17 protein-coding genes are annotated in these 18,749 nt (G+C 65.0%); 5 read left to right on the plus strand and 12 right to left on the minus strand.

Annotated elements, in window-relative coordinates; genetic code table 11:
• The first annotated feature begins 367 nt into the window (after window positions 1–367).
• Window positions 368–913 carry a GNAT family N-acetyltransferase gene (locus ACRCUN_RS21810; RefSeq protein WP_462143716.1) on the plus strand — a complete coding sequence of 182 codons (546 nt, stop codon included), beginning with the start codon at window positions 368–370 and terminating at the stop codon, window positions 911–913.
• 176 nt (window positions 914–1,089) lie between these two features.
• Entirely contained in the window at window positions 1,090–1,398 is a 309-nt protein-coding gene (locus ACRCUN_RS21815; protein WP_462143717.1) for a GNAT family N-acetyltransferase, read from the plus strand.
• A gap of 84 nt (window positions 1,399–1,482) precedes the next feature.
• Here ACRCUN_RS21815 and ACRCUN_RS21820 read toward each other — a convergent pair whose 3' ends face one another.
• Entirely contained in the window at window positions 1,483–2,193 is a 711-nt protein-coding gene (locus tag ACRCUN_RS21820) for a hypothetical protein (RefSeq protein ID WP_462143718.1), read from the minus strand.
• Window positions 2,194–2,455: 262 nt separating this feature from the next.
• On the opposite strand from ACRCUN_RS21820, the gene ACRCUN_RS21825 reads away from it, so the two are divergent.
• Entirely contained in the window at window positions 2,456–4,723 is a 2,268-nt protein-coding gene (locus tag ACRCUN_RS21825) for a SpoIIE family protein phosphatase (protein WP_462143719.1), read from the plus strand.
• Entirely contained in the window at window positions 4,723–5,931 is a 1,209-nt protein-coding gene (locus ACRCUN_RS21830) for a metallophosphoesterase (protein ID WP_462143720.1), read from the plus strand. The genes ACRCUN_RS21825 and ACRCUN_RS21830 overlap by 1 nt, the downstream gene beginning before the upstream one ends.
• Here ACRCUN_RS21830 and ACRCUN_RS21835 read toward each other — a convergent pair.
• The 10 genes from ACRCUN_RS21835 to ACRCUN_RS21880 all read right to left on the minus strand — a co-directional run bounded on the left by ACRCUN_RS21835 (window position 5,909) and on the right by ACRCUN_RS21880 (window position 17,254).
• On the minus strand, window positions 5,909–7,612 hold the full coding sequence (locus ACRCUN_RS21835; RefSeq protein WP_462143721.1) for a hypothetical protein: 1,704 nt from the start codon (window positions 7,610–7,612) through the stop codon (window positions 5,909–5,911). The genes ACRCUN_RS21830 and ACRCUN_RS21835 overlap by 23 nt on opposite strands.
• Before the next feature lie 231 nt (window positions 7,613–7,843).
• A complete protein-coding gene (locus ACRCUN_RS21840; RefSeq protein ID WP_462143722.1) occupies window positions 7,844–8,665 on the minus strand; it encodes an alpha/beta fold hydrolase in 822 nt (273 codons plus the stop codon).
• 83 nt (window positions 8,666–8,748) lie between these two features.
• Window positions 8,749–9,789 (minus strand): isopenicillin N synthase family dioxygenase, encoded by a 1,041-nt coding sequence (locus tag ACRCUN_RS21845; RefSeq protein ID WP_462143723.1) that lies wholly within the window; start codon window positions 9,787–9,789, stop codon window positions 8,749–8,751.
• A complete protein-coding gene (locus ACRCUN_RS21850; RefSeq protein WP_462143724.1) occupies window positions 9,786–10,301 on the minus strand; it encodes a hypothetical protein in 516 nt (171 codons plus the stop codon). Before ACRCUN_RS21850 ends, ACRCUN_RS21845 begins: the two co-directional genes overlap by 4 nt.
• Window positions 10,302–10,312: 11 nt before the next feature.
• Window positions 10,313–11,140: an N-acyl homoserine lactonase family protein gene (locus ACRCUN_RS21855; protein WP_462143725.1), complete on the minus strand. Its 828-nt coding sequence runs from the start codon at window positions 11,138–11,140 to the stop codon at window positions 10,313–10,315.
• A gap of 2 nt (window positions 11,141–11,142) precedes the next feature.
• Window positions 11,143–12,735, minus strand: a complete 1,593-nt coding sequence (locus ACRCUN_RS21860) for an ABC transporter substrate-binding protein (protein ID WP_462143726.1) — start codon at window positions 12,733–12,735, stop codon at window positions 11,143–11,145.
• Window positions 12,732–13,376 (minus strand): cysteine hydrolase family protein, encoded by a 645-nt coding sequence (locus ACRCUN_RS21865; RefSeq protein WP_462143727.1) that lies wholly within the window; start codon window positions 13,374–13,376, stop codon window positions 12,732–12,734. Before ACRCUN_RS21865 ends, ACRCUN_RS21860 begins: the two co-directional genes overlap by 4 nt.
• Window positions 13,377–14,381, minus strand: a complete 1,005-nt coding sequence (locus tag ACRCUN_RS21870) for an ABC transporter permease (RefSeq protein ID WP_462143728.1) — start codon at window positions 14,379–14,381, stop codon at window positions 13,377–13,379.
• A 9-nt stretch (window positions 14,382–14,390) separates the two neighbouring features.
• Complete coding sequence (locus ACRCUN_RS21875) at window positions 14,391–15,257, minus strand: ABC transporter permease (protein WP_462143895.1); 867 nt, start codon at window positions 15,255–15,257, stop codon at window positions 14,391–14,393.
• A complete protein-coding gene (locus tag ACRCUN_RS21880) occupies window positions 15,257–17,254 on the minus strand; it encodes a dipeptide ABC transporter ATP-binding protein (RefSeq protein WP_462143729.1) in 1,998 nt (665 codons plus the stop codon). Before ACRCUN_RS21880 ends, ACRCUN_RS21875 begins: the two co-directional genes overlap by 1 nt.
• A gap of 179 nt (window positions 17,255–17,433) precedes the next feature.
• On the opposite strand from ACRCUN_RS21880, the gene ACRCUN_RS21885 reads away from it, so the two are divergent.
• A complete protein-coding gene (locus tag ACRCUN_RS21885) occupies window positions 17,434–18,111 on the plus strand; it encodes a TetR/AcrR family transcriptional regulator (RefSeq protein ID WP_462143730.1) in 678 nt (225 codons plus the stop codon).
• Here the strand turns inward: ACRCUN_RS21885 and ACRCUN_RS21890 are convergent.
• On the minus strand, window positions 18,093–18,692 hold the full coding sequence (locus ACRCUN_RS21890; protein WP_462143731.1) for a TetR/AcrR family transcriptional regulator: 600 nt from the start codon (window positions 18,690–18,692) through the stop codon (window positions 18,093–18,095). The genes ACRCUN_RS21885 and ACRCUN_RS21890 overlap by 19 nt on opposite strands.
• Window positions 18,693–18,749 lie beyond the last annotated feature (57 nt).

Raw genomic sequence — 18,749 nt, forward strand, 5'->3', positions numbered from 1 at the left:
TGTCGGGCAGAAAGTTGCCTGTACTGGCAATAACGCCTTTGTATCCGCGCATCCGATCCCCCGATCAGTGTCAACACGCAGCAGCAGTCAGCTACGTGCCGTCCCGTGGCACGGACTGTAGGCAATGTCAATGAAAACGTCAACAATCTGGGGTAACAAGGCCAGCCTGGCGGCGGAACGCTCGGCGTCGTTCCGTCTGAGCAAAAGATCTCTGATAGCTATGTCTGACCTGCTGGTGGTGAGAACTTGACCCGACCCTCAGGCAGTTGCCAGGCTTCGCGCTTAGATGTTGCTAACAGTCAAATGCGCTAGCGGGCGCGCGGTGTGGCGCGGCGTCAGAGCCGCGCTGCTGTGACATGCTGGCCTCATGGTCGAGGTGTCGATAGCCGAGCCCGGGGAACTCAGCGCAGCTCAGCTTGATGCCGCGGAAGCTTTGGTACGCAACGCTTTCGGATCTCAGTTTCGATCTTACGATTGGCTGCATGCCGTCGACGGAGTGCACATCGTCCTAAATGACGTTGACCAGTCCATGGTGGGATTCGCGTCCGTCGTAGCTAGGACCCTGCGACACAACGACATTGCCTTCAACACCGGCTATGTCGAGGGGGTCGCGGTTCGTGGCGACCAACAGGGTCGTGGATTGGGCAGAGTCGTCATGGACCATGCCGAAAACATCATCAGCACACGTCATCAGCTGGGTGCGCTCAATGCGGTCGAGACTGCCGCAGCCTTCTATACGGCTCGCGGTTGGCAGCCCTGGACCGGCCGCACTCAAGCTGCTGGCCCAGTCGGCATCATCGACACCTACGACGACGCCGACCGAATTTACCTTTTCACTATCGAAGCACAAGACCAACCGCTCAACGCGGACACCGCTCTGATTTGCGACTGGCGGCCAGGCGATCTTTGGTAGTGCCCAGGGGCAAGCTGTATCGATGGCGATCGGGGAGCCTGTGCAGGTGTCGCCTGCAGGCATCGACGACGAGGGTGTACTCGATCTGCTGGCTGTATCGGTTGCTGGCGGACCGCGCCGACCGCGTCGTCGAGCAGTATCGCCGAGACCCTGGGCTAATCCTTCTGTGTGCATCGATGCGAAACTCCCCAGTTGATGTGGTGGGCTACACCGTGAAACTCACCGACGTAGTGATACCGCACATCGCGACCAACGAGATCTCCCGTCGCTGCGGCGTCGGACGCCAAATGCTGCAAGCGGTACGAGAAGCGACTCCGCGTCACTGTCATCTGATTGCCGAAACGGGTTCCGACGCAGTGGGTTTCTACATCGCAAACGGTTTCGTCGCCGACGCACTCGGCGAAAAGTACGCCGATGCCGAGCGATTTTTCGTCCACACCCTCCCCAACACCAGACTGCAACCCAAGAGCCGAGACAGGATCTGATCGAGTTCACCGAACAACACCTCAAGCCGCTCGCACGGTGACCCCTCAGCGGCGAAAGACGCTGCGGCAGTTGATATATAGCCATCATCGCACAGAGGTACGACGAGTTCTGAGCCGCTGAGCTTTCGCGATGAACCGGATGATCAACGCTGCGAGAACGATCAGCAGGAACGGCCCGTAGAACTCGGTGTAGGTGACGCCGCGGCGCCAGTAGGCGATGAAGAACGCGAACCAGATGACGTAACTTCCCGTGACATGCAGGGCTTTCCAATTGCGGTACCGCATCCGGTCAGCGACGCTGTCGAATGAGGTGATCGTCATGGCGATGATGAACCCATAGGCGATGAAGTCGACGACATAGATCGCGTGCGGCGTGTGGTCGACCCCCGTCTGGAAGCGCTGCGCGTTCAAGATGATCGTCGCGACGATGAACACGGCGTGGATGGCGTGGGATCCGGCGAAGGCGACGCCGAGATAGCGACGGTTGCGCCGGATCCACTTCGTGGTCGTGGTCGGCCACAACTGGTAGAGCGACGACGCGGTGAACGTGAGCAGAAAGAGGACCGCTGACGTGCGGGCGGTGAATCGAATTCCGAGATTGGCTCCGCCGGCGCCGCCGACCGCCAAAGCGGCGATCGTGGCGAAGATCGCGATCGCGATGATGAGGGCCCAGGTCAATCTCCAGCCCGACAGGGCGGCGACAGCAGCGATGGGACTGTTGTTCGCCGGTGCCGGGCGGCGGGGCGTGCCTGCCGGCGGGTGAGCCTCGTGCTGGCGTGGCGGGGTCTCGGTCATGAGGGAAGTCTTGGGTGGACCAGGAGACGCGACCACCGGGCTGACGGTAGTTCGACGGTAGTGCTAGCCGGTAAGAAAAGCCGACGTGGCGTGACCATGACGCAACAGCGGTTGGCCCAGCCGTCGCTATCGTGTGAAGATGCGAACTGTCGGCGGCCACGCCGGCAGCCAGAGGTTGGGACGGTCAAGCAGTGGCGAGACCACCTCGAACGGACCGCAGTAACGACTGCAGCCTGTTTATGAAACCGATGGAGCGTGTTGCTTGACCAACCCGGAAGACCTGGTCCCGGCCGGTACGGTAATCGACCTGGACAACTGCGCCCGAGAGCCGATCCACATTCCCGGCGGTATCCAGCCGCGCGGCGTGCTCGCGGTGGTGCGGGAGGCCGACCTCGAGGTGCGCCAGGTCAGCGCGAACGTCGACGACCTGCTTGCCCGGCCCGTCGATGCTGTCCTCGGCAGGCACCTGTCGGCGCTGATGGGCGCCGACCAAGCCGACCGAGTCGCAGGTGTCGTGTCGGCATTCCGCGATCTGCGCCGGCGCAACCCGGTCGAGTGCGTCATCGACGTCAATGGCGAACCGCGCGAGTTCGACGCCATCCTGCACCGGGAGCCGGACGGAATGCTTCTGGTCGAGTTGGAGATCGCGTACGGCGAGCGCCCGTACTCCTACCCGAACACCTATCAGGCGGTGCGCAGCTCGGTCGAGGAGCTGAACCGGGCCGAGACGCTCTTCGAGCTTTACGACGCGACCGCGCGGGCCGTCCGCGACCTCACCGGTTTCGACCGCGTGATGGTGTATCGCTACGACGACAGCTACAACGGCGAGGTCGTTGCGGAGTCCAAACGCGATGACCTCAACCCGTTCCTCGGGTTGCACTATCCGTCGACGGACATTCCGGCACAGGCTCGGGCGCTGTACGAGAAAAACTGGTTGCGGCTCATCTCCGACGTCAACTACTCGCCTGCCAAGCTCGTGCCTGTGGTCGACCCGGCCGTCGGCACACCGACCGACCTCACCTACGCCACCCTGCGCAGTGTTTCGCCCATCCACATCGAATATCTACAGAACATGGGTGTGCACGCGTCGATGTCCATTTCGTTGCTGCGGCACGGCAAGCTGTGGGGGCTCATCGCGTGTCATCACTACTCCGGGCCGCATCTGCCGCCCTTCGGTGCCCGAGCGGCTGCCGAATTCCTCGGCTCGACCCTGTCACTGCGGCTCGTCGACCAGTTCGAAGAAGACCAACTAAACAAGCGGCTGGACACGCAGGCGGTGCTCGCGAAACTCATGGCCGCCACGATCGATGACCGCGCCCCGATCTCGGCCGCCTTGCTCGGCGGGCCCGACCTGCTCGATCTGGTGCCCGCCGACGGCGTCGTCGTCAACGTCCAGGGCGAGCGACAGGTACTCGGGGCGGTTCCGCCACCGGCAGTCGTGTCGGCCGTCATCGATTGGGCGCGCGGCGCCGGTGACGAGGTCGCCAGCACCGAATGCCTGACGGACTCGCTTCCCGACGTCGAGGTCGATCCGCACGTCGCGGCCGGTGCACTCGTGCTCAACCTGCCAGACGGGCAGCATGCGGTGTGGTTCCGGCGCGAGGTCTTGCGCTCGGTGGACTGGGGAGGAGATCCGCACAACAAGGCGATCGCGGTCAGCGAGGGACGCGACGGCAAGCAGCCTCGGCTCAGTCCGCGCAAGTCGTTCGAGCGGTGGCGCGAGATCGTCCGTCGACGCAGCCAGCCTTGGACCGCGATCGAGACCGAGGCCGCCGAAGCACTGCGACGGCATCTGGTCGAATCGCTCTACAGCCGCACCCGCGGAGAGTTGCGCATGGCCGAAACCCTGCAGCGCAGCCTGTTGCCCCAGTCCATTCCGGCTCCCGACAACTGGCAACTGTCCGCGCATTACGAACCGGCCGCCGGTGGACGTGTCGGCGGCGACTGGTACGACGCGTTCGAACTCCGCGATGGCCGATTGATCGTTCTGATCGGTGACGTCGCCGGCCACGGCATCACCGCAGCAGGCACGATGGCGCAGTTGCGAAATGCCCTGCGCGCCTACCTGTTCGCCGGTGCTTCACCCGCCGAGGCGCTGAACCACCTCAACGATTTCAGTGTGAACCTGGTGTCCAGGGCGTTCGCGACGGTCCTCGTGGCCCGCGTCGACCTCGGCACCGGCCAGGCCGACGCCGCGTGCGCCGGGCATCTCATGCCGTATCTGGTGGATTCGGAGTCGGCGGCAGTTCCGGCGCCGCTGCGGTTGTCACCGCCGATCGGCGTCAGGGGCGTTGAGTATGCGCCGAGCACGTTCACCGTCGAGCAGGGAACCGGACTGGTCATGTTCTCCGATGGTTTGGTGGAACGCCGGGGGCAGGCGATCGACGACAGACTCGACAGATTGGCCACGGTGCTCGGCAGTGCCGGCGAGGTGACCGCGTCGTGGATCTCCGAAGCCATGGAATCGGCGAACGCCGACGATGACGTCACCGTCGTCACGCTGCGCCGCCGCTGGGTACCGTCGATCTAATGCAAGACACCCCGGCCGCCGAGGTCGAATCGGTCGCACGTCCGCGCCCCCGTCGCCGATGGCGCCGGTTGCTTGTCGTCGGCGTCATCATGTTGCTCCTGCTCGGGATACCGTGGTGGACGCTGCTGTCGTCAGGAACACAGTGGCCGCCCGCTGTGATCGCCTCCGGCACAGTCGTATTCGTGGCGGCTTTCATCGGGTTGCCTGCGATGATGACCCTGGGACACGGCCGTCGGCACCGGGACTGGGCCGCCGTCGCCGGGGATGTGCTGCTCGGCGTGATGTGGGTGCTGTTCGTGTGGTCGGTGCTGGCCCAACTCCTGCGGCTGGCGCTGCTCGTGCTTGGCGTGCCGGATCCCGAGCGCTCGCGGATCGTCGCGGTCGCGGTTGTGGTCGTCGTCATTGCCGTGCTGGCGTGGGGTTATGCCGAAGCGATGCGGGTGCCGCGCATCAGACGCGTCGACGTGGACATCGCCAGACTCGGCGGCGGCCTGGACGGCCTGCGCGTAGCGGTGATCACCGACACCCACTACGGGCCGCTCGACCGCACCCGTTGGTCGGCGTCGGTGGTGGAGCGCGTCAACGAACTCGACGCCGACGTCGTGTGTCACGTCGGCGACATCGCCGATGGAATCGTCAACCGCCGTGAGGCGCAGGCCAAACCGCTTGCCGCGGCGCGGGCCCGGCTCGCCCGCGTGTACGTCACGGGCAACCATGAGTACTTCAGTGAGGCGCAAGGCTGGCTCGACTACATCGAGAGCATCGGGTGGGACGCGCTGCACAACAGGCACATCGTCGTCGAACGCAACGGCGACAAGCTGATCATCGCGGGTGTCGACGATGCGACGGCCCACGCCTCCGGTGTCGCCGGCCACGGGGCGAACCTCGAAGCGGCGCTTGCGGGTAGCGATCCGACGCTTCCGGTCATGCTGCTCGCGCATCAGCCCAAGCAAGTCGCCACGGCGGCGGCCGCCGGAGTTGATCTCCAGCTTTCCGGACACACGCACGGCGGCCAGATCTGGCCGTTCAATTTTCTGGTCAGGCTCGAGCAGCCCGTCGTGCAGGGATTGAGCAGGCACGGCGACCGCACCCAGCTCTACACGAGTCGCGGCACCGGGTTCTGGGGTCCGCCATTCCGGGTCTTCGCGCCGAGCGAGATCACTCTGCTGACGCTGCGCCGCACGATCACACCAGCAAGCGCAGGCTGATACTCGCGGCAGGCCTCGCGGCGACCAGGGAGTCGGCGAGCATCGGTTCAAACACGGTAGTCGCCGGTGCGGGGGCCGACCCGCCGATCACGACCGCGCTGGTGGGCCCGGCCGGTGTCGGCAGGGCGATGGTCTGTCCCGGATCCCCGTAGATGCCCGCACAGCCGGCGCCTTCACACTGTCCGGTGGAGGCATCGATGCGGTTCGCGAACATGTCATTGACCCAGCCGGCGATGACTGTCTGGGAAGCCGATTCGTTCTGCGGCGTAGAGAAGCCGTAGAACAAGTGCGACAGGAGTTGGATGAGCGGGGTGCCGCCCTGCATGGCATCCAGGTGCTTGCCGTCGGTCAGCACGACGCCGTTGAACATGCCTGGCCGGTGTTCGACGAGGGCGGCGTCCACACTGCGGTTTTCCCTGGGTGCCCCCAGCTCCAGCACCGGTACGTAGGTACCGAGCTGGTCGAGCTTGTCCAGCGCATCAGGCAACGTGTCCCCCGGCGGTGCGCCGTCGAGCAACACCACGCCGGCCAGATGATTGACGTCCCCACTCGATGTGACCGCATCGGCGTAGTACCCGGCGGCACCCGCCACCACTCCGGCGCCGAGCGAGTGTCCAACCAGCACGAACGCGTCCGGCAAGGGAACACCCGGACCGTATTGGTCGGCGTAGCCCGCGGCCAGCGCGCTGGCCGTCAACGCCTCGCGATCACCGAGGAACAACTCGGCGGTGGCGCGGTACACCTGATCGTCGCCCAACCAGAACCCGTCTCGGACAAAGCGGTTCGAAGAGTATGTCGGTACGACGACGACGCTGTTGGTCTGCTCGGCCAGATTGGCCGCGGTGTAGCTGTACATCGCGCTCACCCCGAGGAAACCGTGCTGCAGCAGAATCATCCGCTCCGGTGGTTCGTCGCCCTCCGGGTAATACCAGTCGGCGGGTACGGTGCGTCCCTCCGTGATCTCCAACGACGAGCTTCGTACGGTGACCTCGCTCCCGGGCGGTACCACGGGGCGACCCGCGATGGCCGTGACGGCCACCCCGATGACGTCGAAGACGACCGATTGGATCTGCTCGGGCAGCGACCGTGCCTGCGGTGTGGTTGCCGACGTCAACGCGGTCTGCACCGTTGAGATCAACTGTGGCTCAGGAGCTTCGACCGAATCCGCGGTTTGGCGAGAGGCGCGTCGCTGGACAGGCGCCAGTGGTCGTCGCTCCTGAGATTCGGCAGCCATGGGTTCTGGACCTGGGGCTGCGGTTTCCGGTTCATCCTCGACCGCCACATCTGGCTTCGGGGAGTCCTCGGGCCGCTGCGGGGTATCGGCAGTCGGCGCATCGTGGGCGGCGGGCTCCTGCCGCTCCCCGGCGCGGGCGTCCCGTTTACGTGTTCGCGGCTTGGCCGCCTTCTCGGCCTTCTCGGGCTTTTCGGACTTCGTGGTCTTCGGCGCCGTCGTCGCGGTGTCGGCCGTGCCCGCGTCGTCGTGGCTCGTTGAGTCGCGTGTGCCGCCATTGTTCCGACGAGGCCCCGGCCGCTCATCTTTGTCGGGCGAACTGGCGCTGACGTCGGACTTCGAGGTCTCCGATCCGGTGTCAGCGCTCGCAGTGTCGGCTCCGGCGATCATTGCGGCAGAAACGCCTGCGGCAACTGCGCCCGCCCCCATCCAGACCGATAATCGCGCCACGATGTCTCCTGCCAGAGATGTTCGTTCGGTTGTTGGACGCCACGCTAAGGCACGGAGGCGCCTCAGTAGACAGGTTTGGTCAACTGTCGACTGAACAAACTTTCGGTCGTAGCCCGATTGAGGATCTCCGTGAATGCCTTTGACCGTCAGGATTTTTCAGTGACGGCGTAGCGCGTGTGACCAGTGGGCTGCATGTGGCTCAGGTGGCGACTTCGGCGACTGTTTCGTTACTCACTGAAACCCCGAGAACTGGACGAGTCTCTCGACCAGTTGGGCGGGCGCGTCCTCCGGCAGCAGATGGCCCGCGTCATCGATCCAGACGAATCCCTGATGGGTGACATGTTGTCGGATCCATTCCCCGTGATGTGCGGGCAAGATTCGATCGTCGCGTCCCCATAACAGCGACACCGGGATATCGATCGTCTCCAGCAGGTGCTCGTACGTGGCGGTGTCGTCCTGGCTCAGTTGCCGGTATTGCCGGTAGAACGCGGCCTGTCCTTCTGGACCCAGCCAGGGCGCCAGATACGCTTCGAGGACTCCCGGACGATAACCCTGATGAGTGCCGTTGCGCAGGTGCGCGGTCACCAGTGCTTCATGCGCGTATGCGGGAAGTTGCTCGAAGACGTCGTGGTGCTGACGAATGAGAGCGAACAGGCCGTGTTCCCAACTTCCGCCGGTGACGGCATCGAACAGTGTCAGATCTGAGTACGTCGCGTCTTCGAGCAACAGTGCTCGAAGCACGATCGCCCCGCCGATGTCGCAGGCAACGATGCTGGGGCGCAGCAGATCCCATTGACCGAGCAGTTCTGCGAAGTTGCGCCCCTGGGCTGCGATAGTGAGGTCCTGACCGTCTCGTTTGTCAGACTGGCCGTAACCAAGATGGTCGAAGACGTAGACCTGCCGTCCGTGGCGGACGAGCGCGCCCGCGACGTCGCGCCACAGAAATGACGAGTACGGCGTGCCATGGACAAGCACGATCGGGGGCCCTTCGCCGAAGGAGTCCCAGCGCACGGCCCCGTCTTCGAGCTCAACCGACTTGGTCAGCGTCCACATCAGCCGAATCCTCCAAACACCCGCCCTGCCCCGACAGTAGCGGCAGTTGCCGGCGCAGTCGTCGTGCCGACGGGTGAACCCGTTCAGCTGCCCGCGTGCAGCGCCTGCTGACCGAACGTGCCAAGACCCACCGAACCCTCGGGCAGCGCGAGCTCACCGCGCTGTATCCGGGCGCGCAGGTACGCGAATGTCTGTGCGGTCTGGGCAAACAGGTGCTCACCGGCGCGCAGTGCGGGCCGGGTGGTGGCCACACCCTCAGCGATGAACTGCGGCAACGGTTTCACTTCTGTGTAGTAGTCGACGTTGAAGAAGAGTGGGAACGAGTACCGCTCCTCCTTGACCCGACGGACCCGATGGCTCGTCGCGATGAACGTGCCATTGGTCCACAACTCCAGCATGTCGCCGATGTTGACCACGAAGGCGCCGGGAATCGGGGGCACGTCAATCCATTCGCCTGCCCCGTTCATGACCTCCAGTCCCGGGGCGGTCGGTTTGAGCAGAGTGAAACACTCGTAGTCCGTGTGCGCGCCGATGCCCTGGGAATCTTCGGCGTCGGGGTTATACGGATAGTGGATCAGTCGGAGCTGGCTTGGTGTCTTGGTGGCATGCTGTGCGAACGTGTCAGGGTCCTCGCCCAAGGCGACCGCGAAAGCCCACAACAGCCGGTGCCCGACCTCGAGGACTGCGTGGTAGTAGGCCGTGACGGCCTCGGCGAACCCGGGCACGTCGGGCCAGGTGTTGGGTCCCAGCATCGGGTTGTCGGCCAGGTAATCCGGATCGTCGGCGGGGAGGTCCAGTGCGGTGTCGAACGCCTCTTTCAAGTCGGGCGTGCCGGTCTCCAGGCCCTCTTCTCCGACCGGGACGTACCCGCGGTGACAGCGGGACAAGCCGATGTAGGAGCGCATCTTCTCCTCGATCGGCAGTGCGAAGAACTCCTTCACGGCCGACAGCATGGTGCCGAAGAGTTCCTCGGGTATACCGGTCCCGGAGATGTAGAAAAAGCCCACTTCGCGTGCGGCCTTACCGATCTCGGCAGCCACCCGGCCCTGCTCGCCGCGGTCCGCCGACAGCAGACCGCTGATGTCCACGATCGGCACCTCGGTGAAAGACGTTGCCCCGCTCACAGATCCACTTCTCCTTCAGTCATCTTCACGTGCCACCGCACGCTGTTGATCGTCAGCCCGTCTCCCCAACGGCGCGGAGCCAGCGCGGCCCATTGCCGCCCGCTTGCCGTGTCGATCACGGCATGGCGCCCATCGGCCCAGCCGAACTCGTTGCCGGCACGCACCAGCACGGCGGTATGACCGTCCTCGGACTGCAGAACCAGAGACCAGCACGGCGATGCGTGCGGTTCGTCACGTACCCAATGCTCGACATAGTCGGCGTGTAGTCCGACCTCGACCAAGGTGTCGCCGTCCCAACTCATCCGGCCCGCATCCGGTGAGTCGGACGGTTCGGTCGCCACCAGTCGCTGCCACTCGAACACGTCCCCGCGCTGTTCGAGAACACCGGCGAAGCCGCGGCTGTCCACGTAGCCGGTGATGCCCTGCAGCCAGCGCACACCGGCACTGGTATCGGTTGAGCCGTCGGTGTCCACCAGTAGCGTGCGACGCCATAGCCCGGCGCAGTCAGCCATCCGCACGCCGGTCACGACACCGGACCGAAGCGTTCGTGGAAGTGGTTCGTCAGCTTTGGCCAGACATGCGGATCATGACCGGGGATCAGTTGGTAACCCTTCTCTTTCGCGAGCTTCTTGAGGCGGCGAATCGGTTCCACCGTCTCCTCGGGTTGCACCCCGATGTAACCGCCGATCGCCAGTTCGTGCTCGATGTTCTCGGTGAGGTCGGCGGCGTCGAACGCGAACACGAATCCGTCGCTGCCGACCGACTTGTCGAGCTCCACCATGAAACTCTGATGCCCGGGGGTGTGGCCGTAGGTCGGAATCGCGGTGATACCCGGTGCGATCTCGGCCTCTCCGTCCGCGAGTTGCCAGTCGATGCGCGGATCGTCGAAGTCGATGCGGTTGATCGCATTGTGTTCGGGCTCAGGGTGGTTGGACAGCCCATATTCCAACTCACGTCTCTGAGCGTGCACCGGGACCTTACCGGCGAACAGCTTCAGTCCGCCGGCATGGTCGTGGTGCAGATGACTCAGGGCGACCGCGTGGATGTCGTCGATGTCGACGCCGATGTCCAGCAACGACTGCTCGACAGGTTCCCCAGGGCCCGGTAGCACGGGGATGTACTCGACGGTCGGGAAAAACCTCCGATACAGCGCGGGATCGCGGATGAGGGCGGTGTTGAACCCGGTGTCAAGCAGTACCCAGCCGCCGTCGGTCTGCAGTAGAACCCCTGGCACCGGCTCGCGCATCCGAAGCTCTGGGGCCGATCCGTACACCGATACCGACTTCGGCAACTCTTCCCAGCCGAGCGTCAGCAGGACGATTCGCCTGACCTTCCCGTCGGTGACGCCCATCTTCAGCCGACCGAAAGTGCCGCGATTCGCAGCGAGTTCGGGTTGGACAGCGCATGGGCCTGCTCAACGCCCTTCAACCACGGCTGGGCCACGACGAAATCATCGATGTCGGCGATGTTCAGCCAGCATCCGGTCTCCTCGGCTGCCGCGCCCGCCTCCGAATACGGTTGCGTCGCACCCGTCGGCAGCCCCTGTGCGAGCGCGGAGCTGACCCGCGGCGACGAGCAGCCCAGATAGTTGATGCCACCGTCCTTGTCCCAGGAGATGTGACCCCACGTGTAGGGCGACGGAGCGTCCGGCCACACCGTATTGGCCATGATCTCCGGAGCGGCCTGCATGTCCGTCCCGATCCAGCCGTAGATCTCCGACGTCGGGTATCCCTGCACCTTCGCGGTGAGACCCGCCGCCGCGAGCTGTGTCTGCACCAGATTTCCGATCAGCTGCATGTCGGGGTTGCTCGTGTCGTAGCCGACGGTCACGGTCTTCTGATCGGCAGGCAGCCCCGCGGCGATCTTGGTCAGCGCCGACGGGTCATGGGTCAGCGTCTGTTTGCCCAAGTCCGAGGCCAGCACGTAGGGCGGGTACATCTGCGCGCCGACCTTGCCGCGGCCGAAGAATGTCTGCTTGACCAGCTGCTCGACGTCGATGGCGTCGAGTACGGCAGTGCGGGTGGCCTGGTCGGTCATGATGCCCTTGTTCGGGTTGACGTAGAGGAACGAGGCCATCATCGTCGGCAACGAGTGGTGGGAGAACTTGTCGTTGTTCAGGTACTGCTCGACCGCCGAGGACGGAAGGTCGTGCAGGATTGCGGCGAGCTGACCGTTGTTGAACTGCAGCTGCTGGGCCGAGGTGTCGGTGATGACGGGCATCTCGACCTTCTCGAAATACGGTTTGGGACCCCAATATTCACCGAAGGATGCCATCGCGTAGTGCGATCCGACCTGTGCGTCGGTCAAGGTGTAGGGGCCAGTGCCGAGGTCGTGCGTGGTCAGATAGGTCTGCGCGAAGTCCGAACCGGCGTTCTTCTGCAGGCCGGTTGGGCTCATCATGCGCGGACCGTAGGCCGACGCAAGATAAGGCAGAAACTCCGAATTCGGCGCTTTCAGCGTTATCGTGACGCCGTAATCCCCTTGTGCGGTGACGGATTCGATGTCCTTGACCATGTAGGCGGGTCCGCCGTTGACGGCCAGCCTGCGGTCGAACGAGGCCTTGACCGCGTCGGATTTGAATGGGGTCCCGTCATGGAACTTGACCCCTTCGCGCAGTTTGAACGTGAACACCTTGTTGTCGGGTGACGCGGTCCATTCGGTCGCCAGCAGCGGCTCGAGCTCCGGCTTGTCGGTGCCACCCTTGTACTGCAACAGGCCTTCGTAGATGTTCGTCGTCAGCAGTAGGCCCTGACCTGCGTAGTACACGTCGGGGTCCGGCGGCTGCCCAGGATCCTGCAGGAACGACAAGTGCAACACCTTGTCGGTTGGGGCAGCGTTTGGCGCGCCGCCGCTGGAATCCGAACCGCCACAAGCTGTCAGGGTCAGCATCGCGACGGCTCCTGTCGCGGCCACGGTCTTGAGGCGCGCTGTCAGTCGGCTTCTCATCGTGCTGCTCCTTCGAGTACGGGATCGGTTGTCGTGGTGTCGGCCAGTGCTTGGAAGGCGGCGAGAATCTCGTCGCTGGTGCGGACGGCTCCGGTCTGCAGGTACTCCATGGCGTCCAACGCCGCGTCGTGGCGGTACTGCGACGAGCCGCCGACGCAGTCCGATACCACCCGCACGTAGAAGTCGCGCTGGTGGGCATCGGCGAACGTGTAGTGCACACACACGTCGGTGAGCCCGCCGACGAGGATGAGTGTCGAGGCGCGCAGGCCACTGAGCACGATCTCGAAATCGGTGCCGATGAAACCCGAGTAGCGTCGCTTGACGATGTGAAACTCACCGGGTTCGGGCAACAGCGCCGGATGCAGCGCGGTGCCCGGCCTGCCCTCCACACAGTGGACGCCTTCCGTGCCGTCGAGCTCGCGCCCGAAATCGATACCGCTGGGGCGGTGCACCTCTTGAAAGAACACGACCGGAATGCGTGCTCTGCGTGCGGCCGTGAGCAATTGCCTGGTCCGGTCGATCCGCTCGCTGTACCCGGGCATGTGCGGAATGCCGACGGCCTCGACCGGCATGTCACCGGACTCCTGCATGTCGACGACGACGAACACCGGGTTGCCGACGATCAAGGGCTGTGTTGGCACCTAACCTCCTGTTATTGCGATACGCGGATCCGCTGCGGCCTGAAACAGGTCGACTGCGGTGTTGATGACGACGTAGAGAACCCCGAGCATGAGCGTCACGCCCGCGATGGCGGGGAAATCCGCGACCGGAATGCTCTGCGCGATGTACTGGCCGATACCCGGCCAGCCGAACACCTGCTCGATGACGAGCACACCGGCGAACATCAAGCCCACCTGCAGTCCCGTCATCGACAACGCCGCTCCGACACAGTTGCGCAGAACATGTCCGACCATGACCCTGGACTCGGAAAGCCCTTTGGCCCTTGCGGTCCGGGCATAGTCACTGTTGGCGTCGCTCAACAGGCTCGATCGGAGCACCCGGCCGATCGCCACTGCCGGACCGAGCGCGAGCACGGCCGCGGGCAGGATCAAGTGGTGTGCCGCATCGATGACGACGTCGAATCGCCCGGCGAGCAGACCGTCCACGGTCAGCATTCCCGTCGGCCCGGTCGGCGGGTTCGCCACACCGATCCGCCCGTTGGCGGGCACCCAGCCCAGCTGCTGATAGAAGACGATCAGGCCGACGATCCCGAGCAGGAACATCGGCGCCGACGCGCCGGTGAACAGCACAGCCCGCAAAACGCCTGAGCCAGGCCATTTCAGCGTGGTACCGAACGCCAGCAACGCGGCAAGGATGAGCGCCAATGCGATACCCGACACCGCGAGTTCGAGGGTCGCCGGGAAGAACGAACCGAGGTCGCTGCTGACCGGATGCCTGGTCCGGTACGACGTACCGAGATCGCCTTGCACGGCTCCGGTGAGGTAGTGCCAGAACTGATTGAGCAGTGGCTGGTCGAGGCCCAGTGCCTGGCGCCTGGCTGCGACGGCTTCCGCCGAGGAGTTGGCGCCGAGTTGAGCCTTGACCGGGTCGAGCGGCGAAATGTGCTGCAGTACGAACATCACCGCGGTCAGCGCGACCAGTATCGCCACCATCGCGGCCAGCCGGGACAAGATGAAGTTTCTCATCGCGCGCCCCTAACTCGTCTTCATCAGGTTGCGCAGGCCGTCGCCGGCCAGATTGGCGATCAGCGCCAGCACCAGCACACCGACGCCCGGCATGACCGGAACCCACCACTGCTGCAGGAAATACGTCAGGTTGCGTCCGGTATCGGCGCCGAGTTCGGGTGCCGGCGCTGCCTGCCCGAGCCCGAGAAACGACAGGGACGCCAGGGTGAGGATGAGGGTGCCGATGTCGAGGCTCGCGGCCACGAGCGCGTTCGGAACCGCGCCGGGCAGCAGGTGGCGGCGGGCCAACCGAAAAGGCTTGACTCCAGCCAGTTTCGCCGCCTCCACGTGCGGCCGGGCCGCAAGCCGAGCCACTTCGCCGCGGACGAGCCGCGCGTAGAACGGCCACCACACGATCGATACCGCGATGAGCGTGTGCACGAATCCGGGTCCGAGTGCGGCGACCACGGCGATGGCGAGTACCGGCGCGGGCAGCGACAGGAACGCATCGGTGATCCGCATGAGTAGCCCGTCGACCCAACCGCCCACCGAGCCGGCGATCAAACCGACCAGCCCGCCGACGACCAGTCCGACCGCAACCACCACCAGGGCCGCGAACCAACTGGCCCGTGCCCCGTACAGCACCCGCGACAGGATGTCGCGGCCGACGCTGTCGCTGCCCAGCAGGAAACCGTGAGTGCCCGGCGCCTGCAGCGGCATCCCTACCGGAAGCAGGGGATCGTGCGGTGCGATCAGAGGTACGGCGACCGCCACCACGGTCACCACCACGACCGACGACACCGCCACCCAGTCCCTCAGTCCGGCAGGGCTGCTCGGCATCGTCCACCTGCGGCGTCCGGTGCGGAGCCAGGTGCCCGCAGGCAACGCAATGGCCATCAGCTCGCCTTCCGTTCGATGCATGCCACCTGGTGCGGCTGACCGGGGGTTCCCTCCAGCCGGACGTCAAGGTGATGGTCTGCACAGGTGTCCACCGCGATCGGGCAGCGCGGATGAAACGCACAGCCAACCGGCGGTGCCAGCGGGCTGGCCGGCTCACCGGCCAGCACCGGTGAGTCACGGCCGAGGTCGGGGATGGAATCCACGAGCGCTCGGGTATACGGGTGGGCCGGGCGGTTGATCACATCGTCGGCCGGACCGATCTCGACGATGCGGCCCAGATACATGACGGCGATGCGGTCGGCGACCACGCGGGCCACCGACAGGTCGTGTGTCACGAAAACAACTGACATGTCCAGTGTTCGGCGCAGCTCGCCGATCAGGTTCAGCACCGACGCGGCCAGGGACACGTCGAGTGCGCTGGTCGGCTCGTCGCACAACAGGACTGAGGGCGGCACGACTGTGGCGCGGGCCAGTGAAACCCGCTGCCGTTGTCCCCCAGACAACTGGGCGGCCCTGGATTTCGCGATGTCTGCGGGTAGCCCCACGCGCTCCAGCACCTCGGCGACCGCGGTCCGCCGTGCGCTGCGCGATGTGGAGCTTTCGCGTAACCGCTCGTCGATCAGCTCACCGACCGACAACCACGGGGTCAACGATGCACCGGCGTCCTGAAACACCATCTGTGGACGGCGGTTGCCCGCCAGCTTCACCGATCCCGTGGTCGGCTTCTCCAAACCCGCGATCACGCGCAACAAGGTCGACTTGCCCGACCCGCTCTCACCGACGATGGCAACCGATTCACCGCTGCCGACGGTCAGCGAAACCCCGCGCAGCGCTTGCAGTTTCCCGTGCTTGCCGGCCGTCCGATCGCGCCTTCGGTGTTTGACGACGAAGGATTTGGTGATGTCGCGGACGGTGACGGCGGATTCACCGAACGCCGCCTCGGCCTCGTCGGCAGTCGCTATGTCGGAACCCGCCGACCGGCCGCCCAATTCCGCTACGACGGTATCCCGGGTCAGCACGCAGGCGCTGACCCGGCCGGGTGCCACGATGACCGGCTCAGGAGGGGTGATCTCGCAGGCCGGCGCGGCTAGCACGCAGCGCGGTGCGAATGCACAGCCCGGTAGCGGGCTGACCGGACTCGGCACCGCGCCGGGCAGAGTCACCAGCGGGCGATGCCGCGGTGTCTGCAGGGTCAGCCGAGAGCGCAACAGACCGTGGGTGTACGGATGAGCGGGGTTGTCGAGAAGATCTGCGGTATCGCCGATCTCGGCGATCCGGCCGGCGTAGAGCACCGCGATCCGGTCGGATATCTGGGCAGCGACGCCGAGGTCATGGGTGATCAGCACGATGCTGCAGCCGATGTCGTCACGCAGGCGCCGCAGCAGCCGCAGCACTTGTGCCTGCACGGTCACGTCGAGCGCGGTGGTCGGTTCGTCGGCGATGATCAGATCGGGATTGCCCGCGACCGCGATGGCCACCATCACCCGCTGGCGCAACCCGCCGGACAGCTCGTGCGGATATGCCCGGAGCCGCCGTTGAGGATCGGGAATGCCTACCGAGGTAAGAAGTTTGAGTGCTTCTTCGACGCTTCCTGCGGCTTCGGCGACCTGCTTGCCGATGCGCATGGTCGGGTTCAGCGAGGTCATCGGATCCTGGAATATCGCGCCGAGGTCGAGCCGGCGTACCCGGCGCAGCGCCTTCGAATCGTCGGTCAGCATGTCGGTTTCGCATACTCGGACCGAGCCGCTCGTAGCGGCCTCCGACGGCAGCAGGCCCAGCATGCTGAAACCGAGAACGCTCTTACCCGAGCCGGATTCGCCCACCAGCCCCAGGATTTCGCCGGGCGAGATCTCAACCGAGACGCCCCGAAGCGCTTTCACATCGCGGCCGGCCCTGCGGAACGTGACGTGCAGGTCGCGGACCGACGCGACCGGTCCGGAACCCGATGCGTCGGTGGCGCGAGGTGCGTTGACCTCGGTGATTGTGCTAGTCATCTGATCTCCTGCTCAGGACCGCCTGTCGAGTGACAGTTTTCAGCGCACACCCTCCTCGTTGGTGTCGCAGGCGTAACCAATGCAATTCGGTGCGTAACCGGTCGATGTCGCATGTTTCTGTCGCGTGACAGATACCGCCGACCTTGGAGTTTCCCGGGCACGGTGGGCACGATGGGGCAATGGCGATCACTCGGGCGGGGCGTCCGCGGCTGATCACCCAACGTCGGCCGGGCTCCACGGCCCGCGACGAAATACTCGACGCCGCAGGGGAACTGTTCACGACGTTGGGCTATACCCGAACCTCGACGCGGACGATCGCGGAGGCGGTGGGTATTCGTCAGGCCTCGCTCTACCACTACTTCAAGACAAAAGACGACATCCTGTGCGCACTGCTGAGCCAGACGGTTCAACCGACGTTGGCGTTCATCCCGGCTCTACGGTCGGCCGACCCGACGTTGACCGACGCCGAACATCTGCATGCGCTCGCGGTGTTTGACGGTCATCAACTCCTCAGTGGCCGTTGGAATCTGGGCGCGCTGTACTTGCAGCCTGAACTGCGCGAAGCGAGGCTCTCGACCTTCTGGTCAGATCGTGAGCGCCTCAGGCGGCATTACCTCGCGCTGAGCAAGGTCATCGCCGCAGATTCGGGTGTGCACGAGGCCGCAGCCGACCTGCCGTTCCGCTTGGTGGAGTCGTTGGTCAACATGTGGTCCATGCCGCGCGGCCCACAGCGGTCCGAACTGCCGCACCACGTCGCCGATGCGTGCATGCGGGTGTTGGGTCTGTCGGACGCGGCGACGTCGTCACTGCGGGAACGCAGCCGTGCTGATCTTGAACGTTATGCGCCCGAGGGCTGAGAACCGGCCCGCCCAGAGATCCCCAACATCAGATCCAGGAACCGCTCGTGTCGATTCGACGCCGCGAGCTGGGCCGTGGAGTCGATCAAGTGCAACATGCCGATGCCGGCCGCGAACGTCGACTCGGCGCGCAGTCGGGCTTCCTCGGGGCTGAAGCCGAAGTCGAGATAGGCCTTGCTCACCGCCACCAGCACACGATGGTCGGCAGCGCGGATGTTTGCCGCTGCCACGTCGTCGGAGCGCGCCCACTCGCGCATCGCGCGTTCCAACGTCCAGTGTTGGGGGCTGACCAGCGCCGCCATCATCTTCGACAGCCGTTCGCGCGGCGGTAGGTGCTCGATCTCTGCCAGTGAGCGACGGTCGTTCTCCAAGAATGAGTTCCACGACGCCACCAGAGCCGAACGATAACCCTTCATGTCGGTGAAGTGCCAGTAGAAGCTGCCCCGCGTCGCCCCGACCTGTTCGCACAGCCGCTCGATCTTGAGCGCCCGCAGGCCGTCGGTGGCCAACAGTTCGTAGCCTGCCTGCAGCCAGTCGTCGGCGGTCAAGTTGCCGGGTGTGCCGCGGCGGTCACCTGCCATCCGATCAGATTAAGGCGCGTGGGCCCCGCCGTCGGTTCAACCGGGATAACCTGACCG

It is taken from the genome of Mycobacterium venezuelense (assembly GCF_054919535.1).

What these genes read in the sequence shown, in the direction of transcription:
- ACRCUN_RS21855 (WP_462143725.1), bottom strand. Translation starts at nt 11,140, where the DNA reads ATGGGCGTCACCGACGGGAAGGTCAGGCGAATCGTCCTGCTGACGCTC.
- ACRCUN_RS21850 (WP_462143724.1), bottom strand. Translation starts at nt 10,301, where the DNA reads ATGGCTGACTGCGCCGGGCTATGGCGTCGCACGCTACTGGTGGACACC.
- ACRCUN_RS21820 (WP_462143718.1), bottom strand. Translation starts at nt 2,193, where the DNA reads ATGACCGAGACCCCGCCACGCCAGCACGAGGCTCACCCGCCGGCAGGC.
- ACRCUN_RS21885 (WP_462143730.1), top strand. Translation starts at nt 17,434, where the DNA reads ATGGCGATCACTCGGGCGGGGCGTCCGCGGCTGATCACCCAACGTCGG.
- ACRCUN_RS21810 (WP_462143716.1), top strand. Translation starts at nt 368, where the DNA reads ATGGTCGAGGTGTCGATAGCCGAGCCCGGGGAACTCAGCGCAGCTCAG.
- ACRCUN_RS21860 (WP_462143726.1), bottom strand. Translation starts at nt 12,735, where the DNA reads ATGAGAAGCCGACTGACAGCGCGCCTCAAGACCGTGGCCGCGACAGGA.
- ACRCUN_RS21840 (WP_462143722.1), bottom strand. Translation starts at nt 8,665, where the DNA reads ATGTGGACGCTGACCAAGTCGGTTGAGCTCGAAGACGGGGCCGTGCGC.
- ACRCUN_RS21815 (WP_462143717.1), top strand. Translation starts at nt 1,090, where the DNA reads ATGCGAAACTCCCCAGTTGATGTGGTGGGCTACACCGTGAAACTCACC.
- ACRCUN_RS21870 (WP_462143728.1), bottom strand. Translation starts at nt 14,381, where the DNA reads ATGAGAAACTTCATCTTGTCCCGGCTGGCCGCGATGGTGGCGATACTG.
- ACRCUN_RS21830 (WP_462143720.1), top strand. Translation starts at nt 4,723, where the DNA reads ATGCAAGACACCCCGGCCGCCGAGGTCGAATCGGTCGCACGTCCGCGC.
- ACRCUN_RS21875 (WP_462143895.1), bottom strand. Translation starts at nt 15,257, where the DNA reads ATGGCCATTGCGTTGCCTGCGGGCACCTGGCTCCGCACCGGACGCCGC.
- ACRCUN_RS21890 (WP_462143731.1), bottom strand. Translation starts at nt 18,692, where the DNA reads ATGGCAGGTGACCGCCGCGGCACACCCGGCAACTTGACCGCCGACGAC.
- ACRCUN_RS21880 (WP_462143729.1), bottom strand. Translation starts at nt 17,254, where the DNA reads ATGACTAGCACAATCACCGAGGTCAACGCACCTCGCGCCACCGACGCA.